This is a genomic window from Streptomyces sp. NPDC050147, assembly GCF_040660195.1.
In the GTDB taxonomy this organism is placed as follows: Bacteria; Actinomycetota; Actinomycetes; order Streptomycetales; family Streptomycetaceae; genus Streptomyces.
The window spans coordinates 214,494-226,892 of record NZ_JBFALJ010000013.1; the positions used below are offsets into that span (position 1 = coordinate 214,494).

A 12,399-nucleotide genomic window follows, 5' to 3' on the forward strand; every position below is an offset into this window, starting at 1 on the left:
ATGGACAGATGGCAAAGGCAGAGGGCACGGAACTGGGCAGATACCTGCGGGCGCGGCGCGCGCAGATCAGCCCCGCGGACGCGGGTCTCCCGGCCGGCACAGGCCTGCGCCGCACCCCCGGCCTCCGCCGCGAGGAACTCGCCACCCTCGCCGGGGTCAGCGTCGACTACTACACCCGCCTGGAGCGGGGCCGTGAGAAGAACCCCTCCCCCTCCGTCATAGACGCCCTGGCCCGCGCCCTGCGCCTCGGCGGCGACGCCCACGAGCGCCTGCACGACCTGGCCGAGCTGGCATCGGGCCGCCTCACGGAGCCGCACCCCACCCCCGGGGACACGGTCCGCCCGAGCATCCAGCGCATGCTGGAGAACCTCAGCCCGTCGCCCGCGTACGTGGTCAGCCGCCACAGCTACATGCTGGCCGCGAACCCGGCCGGACGCCGCCTCCTGCCGGGCCTGTGGGACTGGCCCGCGGAGAAGCGCAACCTCACGCGCTATCTGTTCCTCCACCCCGTGGGCCGCGTGCTCTACCAGCCCTGGGAGGAGACCGTCGCCAAGTCCGTCGCGCACCTGCGCGCGGTCGGCGGCGTCGACGTGGACTCGCCCCAACTGGCCGCCCTGGTCGGCGAGCTCCTCCTGAAATCACCGGACTTCGCCCGCCTCTGGGAGCGCTACGAAGTCAAGGAGCGCGGCGGCGGCACCAAGTCCTTCGAGCACCCGAAGGTGGGCGCTATGACGCTCACGTACGAGGTGATGAGGCTGGCGAGGACGGACGGCCAGCGCCTGGTGGTCTACCAGGCCGAGCCGGGCAGCGCGGACGAGGAAGCGATGCTGCGCCTCGACCCGGCGGCCCGCACCACCAGCTGACCACGAGCTGCGTACGCGCCGCCGTCACTCCGCACTCCGCACCTCTTACTCCTCCTCGTCCACCCCGCACGAGCTGCCGGTCCTCGGCATCTCGCCGTACAGCAGGAAGCCGTCCACCTTCTCGCGCACGCACTTCGAACCGGCGTAACCCGTGTGTCCGTCGCCCTTGTTGTCCAGGACTATCGCCGACGAGCCGAGGCGCTTCGCGGTCTCCTCGGTCCAGCGGTACGGCGTGGCAGGGTCGCCACGGGTGCCGACGAGGAGGAAGTCGGGGCTCTTGACGTCGCGTACGTCGTCGCGGATGTAGTCCGTGCCCGGGGGCCTGCCGAAGCAGAAGAGGACCGGCGTCAGCATCGACTGTCCGAAGATCGCGGAGGTCGATTCGAACTCGGCCTGGAGCCTGCCGACCTCCTTTTCGAGGCTGTCCGCGTCCGGCCGGTCCGGGTCGTCCGCGCAGTTCACGGCCATGAGCGCGGCAGCCATGTTGTCGGCGGGAACGTCCTGGGGTGCCCGCACCTGATGCTCAAGGGACCCGCTCATCCGCAGCAGCGCCCTGGGGTCCCCGTCGGCCAGCAGCGCGCCGAGCGCCTGGGAGAGCGCGGGCCACGACTGCCTGCTGTAGAGCGCCTGCCCGAGTACGTCCACCACGTCCTGGCCGGTGAACTCCGTGCCGTCCGACGACTGGAGGGGATACATGTCGAGCCCCTTGATCAGCTCGACCATGTTGGCGCGGGCCGCACGGGAGTCGGTCCCAAGGACACAACCCGCGTTGTCCGTGCACCACTCGACGAAGTTGTCGAGGGCGGTCTGCCGTCCCTCCGCGCTCGCCAGGGCCTGCTCGGTGACGTCCTCGGTCAGCGTGTCCACGCCGTCGAGGACCATCCGTCCGACGTTCTTCGGGAACTGGGCGGTGTACACGGCGCCGAGCCGCGTCCCGTACGAGAATCCCAGGTAGTTGAGTTTCTTGTCGCCGAGCACCTGCCGCATGACGTCCATGTCGCGCGAGACGTTGACGGTCCCGACGTGCGGAAGGACGGGCCCCGACTTCTCCTTGCACGCCTCGGACATCTTGCGCATCTCGTCGAGTACGGCGCCGGGGTCGTCGGAGTCCTGCCCCATCTCCGGCTCCTGCGCGCCGAAGTCCCCGCAGCTGACGGGTGAGCTCTCGCCCACACCGCGGGGGTCGAAGGAGACGACGTCGTACCCCTTGCCGAGGTACTCGAACTCCTTCTGCGAGCCGAGGAGCCCGGAGACACCGGCGCCGCCGGGGCCTCCGAAGTTCAGCAGGAGGGAGCCGCGGGAGTCGCCGCTGGACTTGACGCGGATCATGGCGACCTTGACCGTGCCCTGCCCCGGTTTCGCGTAGTCGAGGGGAACGGTGATCGTGCCGCACTGGACGTTCTTGTCCTTGGACACGGGGGTGGCGTCGAGGTCGGCCATGAGGCCCGACCCGCCATCCTCGCAGGCACCCCATTTGATCTTCTGCGTGTAGAAGCGGGAAAGGTCGGGCGAGGGCTCGGACGACGCGCGCTCGGCGGTCGCGCCCGCACCCGTGCCCGTGCCCGGCAGCCAGGCCCCTGTCCCCATGACGGCCAGCGCTGTCACGCCGGCGAGTACAACAGCTCCACGCACGGCAACCTCCCTGGGTCTGCCCCTCGATCACCCTAAGCGCGGGGCCGCGCCCCCGCCCGTTCAGGTGACAGTGAGTGACGATCGAGCGGCGGGCGCTACCGTGCGTGTCCGTAGAGCCCCTCGATCTCCTGCGCGAAGTCCCGCTCGACGGCGTCCCGCCTCAGCTTCAGGGACGGGGTCAGATGGCCGCTCTCCTCGGTGAGATCCACGGGCAGCACGGCGAAGCGCCGGATGGACTCGGCGCGCGACACGAGCTTGTTGGCCTCGTCGACGGCGCGCTGCAGGGTCTCGCGCAGGTCGGCGTCGTCCACCAGACCGGCCAGATCCGTGTGGTCCTTCTTCTTCATGCGGCACCAGTGCGCGATGCCGTCCGTCTCCAGCGTGAGCAGCGCGGTGATGTAGGGCCGGGCGTCGCCGACGACCATGCACTGGCCGACCAGCGGGTGGGCGCGCAGCCAGTCCTCCAGCGGGGCGGGGGCCACGTTCTTGCCGCCGGTGGTGATGAGGATGTCCTTCTTGCGCCCGATGATGGAGAGGTACCCGTCGGCGTCGAGGGCGCCGATGTCCCCCGTCGCGAACCACTCCCCCTTCGCGGGCACCGCACGCCCCGCCTGCCCGTCCCAGTACCCGCCGAATACCTGCCCCCCGGCCAGCAGCACTTCACCGTCGTCCGCGATCCGCACGCGGGTGCCGGGCAGCGGCCACCCCACTGTGCCGAGCCTCGGTTTCAGCGGAGGTGTCACGGTGGCCGCGGCGGTGGTCTCGGTCAGCCCGTAGCCCTCGAAGATCTCGATGCCCGCGCCCGCGTAGAACGCGGCGAGGCGGCGTCCCAGCGGTGAACCGCCGCAGATCGCGTACCGCACCTTGCCGCCGAGCGCCGCGCGGATCCGCCGGTAGACGAGCGGGTCGTACAGCGCGCGGGCCAGCCTCAGCCCGAAGGCCGGTCCGGGGCCCGTGCCGTGCTGCTGCGCCTCGACCGCCTCGCCGTAGCGGACGGCGATACGGGCCGCGCGGTCGAAGGAAGAGGCTCGGCCCATCTTCTCGGCGGTGGCGCGCCCCGTATTGAAGACCTTCTCCAGGACGTACGGGATCGCGAGCAGGAAGGTGGGCCGGAAACCGCTCAGATCGGCCAGCAGCTCGTCGGTCTGGATGCTGGGCGCGTGCCCGAGCCGCACCCGCGCGCGCAGACAGCCGACGGCGACCATGCGCCCGAAGACGTGGGACAGCGGCAGAAAGAGCAGCGTGGAGGCAGGCTCCTTGCTCACGGACTTGAAGACGGGATGGAGCAGTTCGATCGCGTTGTCGACTTCGGCGAAGAAGTTGCCGTGGGTCAGGACGCAGCCCTTGGGACGCCCGGTGGTGCCGGAGGTGTAGATGAGCGTGGCCACGGAGTCGGGCCCCAACTCGGCGCGCCTACCCGCGACTTCCGTGTCGGAGATCTCCGCCTGCCGCCCCAGCTCGGCGAGCCGCCGCACGTCCCCCTTCTCGAAGGTCCACAGATGTTCCAGATCGGGCATCCGGTCCCGCTCGGGCCCGAGCGACGCGGCGAGCGCCGACGTCTCGACGGCGAGCGCGACGGCGCCCGAGTCCTGGAGTATCCAGCGGGTCTGATAGGCGGACGAGGTCGGATAGACCGGCACGGTGACGAGCCCGGCCGCCCAGGCCGCGAAGTCGAGCAGCGTCCACTCGTACGTCGTACGCGCCATGATGGCGAGCCGGTCCCCCGGGGCGAGCCCTTCGGCGATCAATCCCTTGGCGACGGCGAGGACTTCATCGGCGAACTCGGCGGCGCTCACGTCCCGCCACCGCCCGTCGCCGCTCTTACGGGAGAGCACGGCTTCGGCGGGGGCCTCGCGGGCGTTGTCGAAGGGGATGTCGGCGAGGGACCCGCTGCTCACGGGGGAGGCGAAGGGCGGTACGGAGACTTCGCGTACGACGCCGTCGAGGTGACGGAGGTGGGGTTCTACGAGGGCGGGCTGGGGGGTGACGGGGGTGGGGGACATGGGGGCGGCTCCGGGGTGGGTGTGGGCGGGGGGAGGGGACGCTGCCCTTCCGGTGCGTGAGGAGGGGGCCGGGGGGGGCGGGGCCGGGCGGGGGCTTGCACTGACGGAGGGGTGGGGGCACTGGTTGCGGATGGGGCGGGCTCAGGGAGCCCGGAAGGCGGCGGGCTGCGGGCTGCGGGCTGCGGGCTTCGAGGAGGGGCGGGCTGCGGGCTTCGAGGAGGGGCAGGCTGGTGGGCGGACCGGACGGGACGGGCGTCGGTTTCGGGAAGGGACAAGCTTGAGGAGTCCGGAAGGCGGCGGGCCCTCGGCGGGCGGGCTGGGGAGCCCGGAAGGGATGAGCTCCGGGGGCGGGGCGGCGGAGAGTCACCCGCGCTCCAGGATCGCCGTCACCCCCTGCCCGCCCGCCGCGCAGATCGAGATCAACCCGCGCCCCGGAGCGCCCCGTTCGGCCAGCAGCTTCGCCAAGGTGGCGACGATCCGCGCACCGGTGGCCGCGAAAGGGTGCCCCGTGGCGAGCGAGGACCCGGCGACGTTGAGCCGGTCCCGGTCCACGACACCGAGGCCGCGCTTCTCCCAGGCGGCCAGCGTGGCGAGCACCTGCGAGGCGAACGCCTCGTGGATCTCGACGAAGTCGAAGTCCGCGAGCCCGAGCCCTACCCCCTCCAGCATCCGCGGCACGGCGTACGCGGGCGCCATCAGCAGTCCGTCTTCACCGTCCGCGACATCACCCCCGACGAAGTCGACGGCGGCGGTCTCGTACGCGGTCAGGTAGGCCAGCGGTTCGAGCCCGCGCTCTGCCGCCCACTCCTCGCTCGCGAGCAGGGCGACGGCGGCGCCGTCGGTCAGCGGGGTGGAATTCCCGGCGGTCATGGTGGGACCGGGATCGTCCGCGGCCTCCTTCACAGCCCCCTTCACCGAACCCTCCACCGAACGCTTCACCGCAGCCTCCGCCGAACCCTGCACTCCAAAGACGGGCCGCAGCTTCGCCAACTTCTCGACGGTCGACCCGGGCCGCAGGTTCTGATCCCGCTCAAGCCCCCGGAACGGTACGACGAGGCCGTCCAGGAAGCCCCTGTCGTACGCGGCGGCGAGCCGCTGATGGCTGGTGGCGGCCAGTTCGTCCTGTGCCTCGCGCGTGACGCCCCACGCCCGGGCGGTCACGGCGGCGTGCTCACCCATCGAAAGCCCTGTGCGGGGCTCCGCGTTGCGCGGGATGTCGGGCACGAGATGCGAGGGCCGCACGCGGGTGAGCGCCTTGACCCGGCCCCCCGCCGTCCTGGCGCGACGGGCGGACAGGAGGATCTTCCGCAGGGAGTCGTTGACGCCGAGCGGGGCGTCGCTCGCGGTGTCCGCGCCGCCCGCCACGGCGGACTCCGTCTGCCCCAGCATGATCTTGTTGGCGGCGGCGATGACGGCCTGCAGCCCGGTGCCACAGGCCTGCTGGATGTCGTACGCGGGTGTGGTCGCCGCGAGACGCGACCCGAGGACGGTCTCGCGGGCGAGGTTGAAGTCCCGGCTGTGCTTGAGCACGGCGCCGGCGACGAACTCGCCCACGACTCCGTCGCCCTCGAGCCGATACCGCTCCACGAGCCCGTCCAGCGCGGCGGTCAGCATCTCCTGGTTGGACGCGGTCGCGTACGGGCCGTCGGAGCGCGCGAAGGGGATGCGGCTGCCGCCGACGACCGCCACGCGGCGGGTGGTGGGCAGTTTCATGTCTCGACCAGCTCCTGACCCTTGAGTAACCTTACTCTGAAGTAAATTTACGACCGAGCTGGGAGTTGGACAATGGCCGACCGCTATCTGAACTTCACGGGCACCGCTCCCGGCCGCTTCCTCACTCGAAGGCTCGGCCTGCCACAGCCGTCGACGCTGCGCCGCTGGGCGCCAGAACGCCCGAGCTTGGAGGGCGAGTTGCTGCATCTGACGGCGGGGAAAACGCCCTCCGCCCTGACGGACCTCTCATCGGTCCTGGCGCGAACGCACCCCCTGAAGCTCGCACACGACTCCTCCCGCCCGACGGCGGTGGTACTGGACGCAACGGGCATCAGCGACGCACCTGACCTCGCTCTCGTGCACGCGGCGCTGCACCCGGTGGTGCGCTCGGTGGCGGAGAACGGCCGCGTGGTGGTGCTCGGCGCCCCGGTCTCGCCGTCGGACCACCACCAGGCGGCGGCACAACAGGCGTTGGAGGGTTTCGTACGCTCCCTCGGCAAGGAGCTGGGCGGGGGCCGCACGGCGACGCTGGTCCGCGTGCGCTCGGCGGTGGCCGCGGAGTCGACGCTGCGTTTCCTGCTCTCGCCGAGGTCGGCGTATGTGAGCGGCCAGGTGATCGAGGTGGGCGAGACGGAAGGGGAGCGGCCCGCCCTCGACTGGGACCGCCCCCTCTCCGGTCGTACGGCGCTCGTCACCGGGGCGGCGCGGGGGATCGGCGAGGCGGTGGCGGAGGTTCTCGCGCGGGACGGCGCGCGGGTGGTCGTACTCGATGTGCCGTCCGCGCAGGCGGATTTGGTACGGGTCGCGGACCGGCTGGGTGGTACGGCGCTGCCGCTGGACATCACGGCGGACGACGCCGGGGAACGCATGGCGTCGGCACTGGCCCCCGGCGGCCTGGACATCCTCGTGCACAACGCGGGGATCACGAGGGACCGCAAGCTGGCCAACATGCCGGCGGACCGCTGGAACGCGGTCCTGGACGTGAACCTGACGAGCGTGCTGCGCACGACGGACGCGTTGCTGAAGTCCGGGACGCTGAACCGGGGCGGGAGTGTCGTGGCCACGGCGTCGATCGCGGGCATCGCGGGGAACGCCGGCCAGACGAACTACGCCGCCGGCAAGGCGGGGATCATCGGCCTGGTGCGGGCTCTGGCGCCGGGGGCGCTTGCGGAGTACGGGGTGAACGTGAACGCGGTGGCCCCCGGCTTCATCGAGACGAAGATGACGGCGGCGGTCCCTCCCCTCATCCGTGAGGCGGGCCGCAGGATGAACTCCCTCGCCCAGGGCGGCCTGCCGGTAGACGTCGCGGAAACCACGGCCTGGCTCTCGTCCCCGGCTTCGGGGGGCGTGAACGGTCAGGTTGTGCGGGTCTGCGGCCAAAGCTTGCTCGGGTCGTAGCCCTCGTACGAACAGACCTCTTCCACCCACCCGCCCGATTACCCCGCATCCACCCATGACCGAACGAGCTCACCCCGCAGCCCGGTCACCCCGCATCCCGACCGGACCGAACAGGCCTCCCCCGCCCACCCGCCGGATTGCCCCGCGGCGATGGGTGGGTGGCAAACATTGCCCGGGCAGCAGCTCGCAACGAGCCGCGGTCGGCAGCGCGCGCGAGGGGACGTGTCGGTATTTCCGCCCGGAGCACGGCTCGCGGCGCTCCGGCGCCGAAGCAACCCGACGGCCACCGGCGGATGGCGAGGACGGACATACCGGCGCGGCCCCGCACCCACAGACGAACAGACGCCGCCACGGCCCACACGTACCCGCACCCGGCGATGCACCCAAGGGGACGTGCCGGTTTGTCCGCCCGGAGCACAGCTCGCAACACTCCAGAGCCGAAGCAACCCCACGGCCACCGGACGATAGCGAGGACGGACACACCGGCGCGGCCCCGCACCCACAGACGAACAGACGCCGCCACGGCCCACACGTACCCGCACCCGGCGACGCACCCAAGGGGACGTGCCGGTTTGTCCGCCCGGAGCACAGCTCGCGGCACTCCAGAGCCGAAGCAACCCGACGGCCACCGGACGATAGCGAGGACGGACACACCGGTGCGGCCCCGTACCCGGCGACGGGAGGCTCCGCAGCCCTGCACGCACCCGCACCGCCCCGACTCAACCCGAAAGGCCCCCCATGCTCACGCCACTGCTCCTCCGCGGCGCGCTCCTCTCCCCCTTCAAGCGGCCCCGCCCCAACGCCCCCCTCACCGGCGACCACCTCACCCTCACCGGTGTTCGCCCCAGCCCCACGCACCTCGACGCCTACTCCCGCCTCTGCGGGTACCCCAACGCCTCACACGCCCCGCACACCCTGCCCCTCACCTACCCCCACGTCCTCAGCTTCCCCCTGGCCATGCGCCTCATGAGCGCCCCCCGCTTCCCGCTCCCGCTCCTCGGTCTCGTGCACACGTCCATCGAGATCACCCAGCATCGCGCCCTGACGACCGAGGACACCCTCGAACTCTCCGTACACGCGGCCCGCCTGACCCCCCACCACCGCGGAACCGAAGCCACCCTCGTCACCGAAGCCCACGTCGACGGCAACCCCGTATGGACCTCCAGCAGCACCTACCTGGCCCGCCACCGCACCAGCACCAGCACCACCCCCGGCGAAGCCGCCGGCAACACCCCCCGCGAAAGCGCCCCGCTCCCCGCCCTCGCCGACTGGCCCCTCCCCCGCGACCTCGGCCGCCGCTACGGCGCCGTCTCAGGTGACCGCAACCCCATCCACCTGCACCCCCTCACCGCACGCCTCTTCGGTTTCCCCCGAGCCATCGCCCACGGCATGTGGACCGTGGCCCGCTGCCTGGCGGAGTACGGAGCGCCCGAAGCCGCCCAGGTGCACGTGGACTTCAGGGCACCCGTCCTGCTTCCCGGCACAGTCACCTACGCGGCCGACGGACCAGCCTTCGAACTCCGCGGCAGCGGCAGCAACGACAGCGGCGGCAGCAGCAAGATCCACCTCGTCGGAACCATCCGCTAGGCGCCCTGTGTCAAGGCGCCCACCGCCGCCCCTCCATCAGCTGCCCAAGACCCGCCCACGCGAAGTTCATCAGCGTCGCAGCGGCCTCCTTCGCGGAAACCGACGCGTCCGCGTTCGCCCAGCCTGCGAGCGACTCCGCCGCTCCCACCAACGCCTGCGCGAGCCCGGCGACTTCACGCTCCACCAGCTCTGGATTCCGGTGCGCCTCCCGTGCCGCCTCCGCGATCAGTGACGTCACGAACGCCACGATCTCCTCGCGCATCACGGTGACCTCGGCGGCGAAAGGCTCTCCCTGCGTGCGCGCCTGGTGGTGCAGGATCACCCACGCGTCGGGCCGCTCCGCGGTATGCGTGAAGAAGGCTTGCAGGCCGGCCCAGAGCTGCCGGTCGGCGGGCCCGCCCCCGCTCACCCCGCCCCGCACCGCCGCGACCAACGCCGCGGCCTCCCGCCGGATGCACGCGGTGAACAGCTCTTCCTTGGAGTTCAGGTACAGGTACACCAGCGGCTTTGAAACCCCCGCCACCTCAGCGATCTCGTCCATGGAAGCCGCCCGGTACCCCCGCTGCCCGAAGATCCGCACGGCGGCGTCCAGCATCTGCTGCTCCCGCTCGGCGCGAGGCATCCGCTTCCGCCGCTTGACCGCCGCACGGTCCGCGCCCCCACCGACCGCACCGGCCACCCCGGCCACCCCGACCGCACCGGCCTTCATGTCGCCCACCCCGGCGCCTACCTTCCACACAAGCCACCTACGCACAGAAGGGCCAAGCCTACGGTCAGCCCCAGACCGGCACCGCACCACCTGACGCCGGATGGCACCTCCTGGCGCCGACTGGCACCACCTGACGCCACCCGGCACCACCACAGCCTCCGCCAGAATCCCCGCCCCACCCTGGCGCCACAATGACTCACCCCCGCAGCCGCCCGCTCCCTCCCACGCCCCCCGATTTACGCAGGTCAGCACCGCACCCGTACAGCAAGCATCACACTCAACCACCCCAAGGTGCCATGGAGGGTTGCGCATGGTGCCACGATGGTGCCATCATGACGTCATGGACCTCACCCCGTATGTCGACACCCTCCGCCGCGAGCTGGCGGTGGCCGCCGAAGCCGGCGGGGAAGACGCTCGCGCCCTGGCCGACCGGCTCACCGCTCCCCTGGAGTCGGCGACCCGGCTGACGATGCTGAACGTGCTCTCGGCCGCGATGGACGAGATCACCCGCGAACTCGCCCCGGGCTCGGTCGACGTACGGCTGCGCGGACTCGACCCCGACTTCGTGGTGACGCTGCCGCCCACCGACAGCGGCGCCTCCACAGAGCCGGTCGCACCCGTCGAACCGCTCAAGGCACAGGCACCCGCAGACGGCGACGAGGGCGGCACGGCCCGAGTCAACCTGCGTCTGCCCGCCCACCTCAAGGCCCGCGCCGAGGAGGCCGCGACCCGCGAGGGCCTCTCGGTCAACGCCTGGCTCATCCGCGCCGTTTCGGCCGCGGTCGAGGGCGGGGGCGGCCGGCCCCGTACGACCGGGAAGACCCAGACCGTCGGACAGAGCATCACGGGCTGGGTGCGCTAGCCACGCCGCCCCCTGCCGCCCCTGCCGCTCCCACCACTCCACCCACACCACGTCCCACCAGCGGGGACGCCCCAGAGACCCAAGAGGACGGGACAGCCATGCCTTCTTTCGACACTCCCGAACCGATCTCGGCCACGGCACACGTGGGCGCGGGCTCCATCCAGTTCACCGCGAGCGACCGCTCCGACACCGTCGTCGAGGTCAAGCCGGCGGATCCGAAGCGGGACAAGGACGTACGGGCCGCCGAGCAGACCGAGGTCACGTACGGGAGCGGCGTCCTGTCCATCAAGACCAAGGAGCGCCGCCTCATCGGCCCGTCCGGCGCCGTGGATGTGACGGTCGACCTGCCCACGGGCTCGCACGTCGAGGTGGGCGGCTCCTGGACCCAGGTGTACGGCGTGGGCCGACTCGGAGAGGTCCGCGTAAAGGCCTCCGTCGGAGACGTCCGCCTCGACACGACCGGGCCGGTCCAGCTGACCGCCTCCCACGGATCGATCACCGTCGACCGGGTCGAGGGCGCGGCCGAGATCACCACCAGCTCCGGCAACGTGCGCGTCGGCCTCGTCGACGGCCCCGCCGTACTGAAGAACTCCCACGGCAGCACGACCATCGGCGCCTCGATCGGCGATCTGCGGGTGAGCGGTGCCAACGGCGCCATCGACATCGTGCGGGCCGAGGGCTCGGTCACCGCGACCAATGCCCACGGCACCCTGCGCGTCGGTGAAGCCGTCCGCGGGACGGTCCAGTTGGAGACCAACTACGGCGCCATCGAGGTGGGCATCCGCGAGGGCACGGCCGCCTGGCTGGACGTCAGCTCCGACAAGGGGCAGGTGCGCAACACGCTCACCGCGTCCGAGAGCCCGGGTGAGTCCGAGGAGACCGTCAAGATCCGCGCCCGCACCAAGCACGGCAACATCGAAATCCGCCGCGCCCGCGTCTGAGAGCCGCACCCACCACCGGTTACAGCTACGGCTACAGCCACGGCTACGGCTACGGCTACGGCTACGGCTACGGCCCAACGCCCCGGCCTGCCCTGGCCAGTTGAGCGCCGCCACCACCTCTCCACCCACCCCACCCCACCACCCTCAGCCTTCGATCAGGAGGGCCTCATGCCTTCATCTGTCATGTCCACGCCCAGCCAGAGCAACGGCAACCCGCCCCCGCCCGCCGTCTCCGCCACCGGCCTGCACAAGTCCTACGGCGACAAGACGGTCCTGGACGGCATCGATTTCCACATCCCGGCCGGGTCGGTGTTCGCGCTGCTCGGGCCGAACGGTGCGGGCAAGACCACCGCCGTGAAGATCCTCTCCACCCTCATCACCGCCGACGGAGGCCAGGCCCAGGTCGCCGGCCACGACCTCACCACCTCACCCGACGGGGTCCGCGCCGCGATCGGCGTCACCGGACAGTTCTCCGCCGTCGACGGCCTGATCACCGGCGAAGAGAACATGCTCCTCATGGCCGACCTGCACCACCTGCCCAAGGCCGAGGGCCGGAGGGTCGCCACCGAACTCCTTGAACGCTTCGACCTCACCGCAGCCGCCAAGAAGCCCGCCTCCACCTACTCCGGCGGCATGAAACGCCGCCTGGACATCGCCATGACCCTGGTCGGCGACCCGCGCATCATCTTCC

10 protein-coding genes are annotated in these 12,399 nt (G+C 71.4%); 6 read left to right on the forward strand and 4 right to left on the reverse strand.

What is annotated here, in order from left to right; genetic code table 11:
* Positions 1-8: 8 nt before the first annotated feature.
* Positions 9-863, forward strand: a complete 855-nt coding sequence (locus tag AB0I94_RS21720; protein ID WP_363311211.1) for a helix-turn-helix transcriptional regulator — start codon at positions 9-11, stop codon at positions 861-863.
* Positions 864-908: 45 nt separating this feature from the next.
* Here AB0I94_RS21720 and AB0I94_RS21725 read toward each other — a convergent pair whose 3' ends face one another.
* The 3 genes from AB0I94_RS21725 to AB0I94_RS21735 form a co-directional block, all read right to left on the reverse strand.
* Positions 909-2,495, reverse strand: a complete 1,587-nt coding sequence (locus tag AB0I94_RS21725) for an alpha/beta hydrolase (RefSeq protein ID WP_363311212.1) — start codon at positions 2,493-2,495, stop codon at positions 909-911.
* Positions 2,496-2,590: 95 nt separating this feature from the next.
* On the reverse strand, positions 2,591-4,498 hold the full coding sequence (locus AB0I94_RS21730) for an AMP-dependent synthetase/ligase (RefSeq protein ID WP_363311213.1): 1,908 nt from the start codon (positions 4,496-4,498) through the stop codon (positions 2,591-2,593).
* Between the two features lie 363 nt (positions 4,499-4,861).
* A complete protein-coding gene (locus AB0I94_RS21735; protein WP_363311214.1) occupies positions 4,862-6,211 on the reverse strand; it encodes an acetyl-CoA C-acetyltransferase in 1,350 nt (449 codons plus the stop codon).
* 72 nt (positions 6,212-6,283) lie between these two features.
* Between AB0I94_RS21735 and AB0I94_RS21740 the strand changes: the two genes are divergently transcribed.
* Positions 6,284-7,609, forward strand: a complete 1,326-nt coding sequence (locus AB0I94_RS21740) for a 3-oxoacyl-ACP reductase (RefSeq protein WP_363311215.1) — start codon at positions 6,284-6,286, stop codon at positions 7,607-7,609.
* 738 nt (positions 7,610-8,347) lie between these two features.
* Positions 8,348-9,196 (forward strand): MaoC/PaaZ C-terminal domain-containing protein, encoded by an 849-nt coding sequence (locus AB0I94_RS21745; RefSeq protein ID WP_363311216.1) that lies wholly within the window; start codon positions 8,348-8,350, stop codon positions 9,194-9,196.
* 10 nt (positions 9,197-9,206) lie between these two features.
* Here AB0I94_RS21745 and AB0I94_RS21750 read toward each other — a convergent pair whose 3' ends face one another.
* Complete coding sequence (locus AB0I94_RS21750) at positions 9,207-9,818, reverse strand: TetR/AcrR family transcriptional regulator (protein WP_363311233.1); 612 nt, start codon at positions 9,816-9,818, stop codon at positions 9,207-9,209.
* A gap of 427 nt (positions 9,819-10,245) precedes the next feature.
* Between AB0I94_RS21750 and AB0I94_RS21755 the strand changes: the two genes are divergently transcribed.
* The 3 genes from AB0I94_RS21755 to AB0I94_RS21765 all read left to right on the forward strand — a co-directional run.
* Complete coding sequence (locus AB0I94_RS21755; protein ID WP_363311217.1) at positions 10,246-10,767, forward strand: toxin-antitoxin system HicB family antitoxin; 522 nt, start codon at positions 10,246-10,248, stop codon at positions 10,765-10,767.
* 98 nt (positions 10,768-10,865) lie between these two features.
* Positions 10,866-11,708, forward strand: a complete 843-nt coding sequence (locus AB0I94_RS21760; protein ID WP_363311218.1) for a DUF4097 family beta strand repeat-containing protein — start codon at positions 10,866-10,868, stop codon at positions 11,706-11,708.
* A gap of 168 nt (positions 11,709-11,876) precedes the next feature.
* Positions 11,877-12,399, forward strand: a 523-nt coding sequence (locus AB0I94_RS21765; protein WP_363311219.1) for an ATP-binding cassette domain-containing protein, incomplete at its 3' end; no start/stop codon positions are given.

Bases quoted from the DNA above. Each gene is read 5' to 3' on its own strand.
- AB0I94_RS21745 (WP_363311216.1), top strand. From the start codon at position 8,348: ATGCTCACGCCACTGCTCCTCCGCGGCGCGCTCCTCTCCCCCTTCAAG.
- AB0I94_RS21720 (WP_363311211.1), top strand. From the start codon at position 9: ATGGCAAAGGCAGAGGGCACGGAACTGGGCAGATACCTGCGGGCGCGG.
- AB0I94_RS21735 (WP_363311214.1), bottom strand. From the start codon at position 6,211: ATGAAACTGCCCACCACCCGCCGCGTGGCGGTCGTCGGCGGCAGCCGC.
- AB0I94_RS21730 (WP_363311213.1), bottom strand. From the start codon at position 4,498: ATGTCCCCCACCCCCGTCACCCCCCAGCCCGCCCTCGTAGAACCCCAC.
- AB0I94_RS21750 (WP_363311233.1), bottom strand. From the start codon at position 9,818: ATGCCTCGCGCCGAGCGGGAGCAGCAGATGCTGGACGCCGCCGTGCGG.
- AB0I94_RS21760 (WP_363311218.1), top strand. From the start codon at position 10,866: ATGCCTTCTTTCGACACTCCCGAACCGATCTCGGCCACGGCACACGTG.
- AB0I94_RS21740 (WP_363311215.1), top strand. From the start codon at position 6,284: ATGGCCGACCGCTATCTGAACTTCACGGGCACCGCTCCCGGCCGCTTC.
- AB0I94_RS21755 (WP_363311217.1), top strand. From the start codon at position 10,246: ATGGACCTCACCCCGTATGTCGACACCCTCCGCCGCGAGCTGGCGGTG.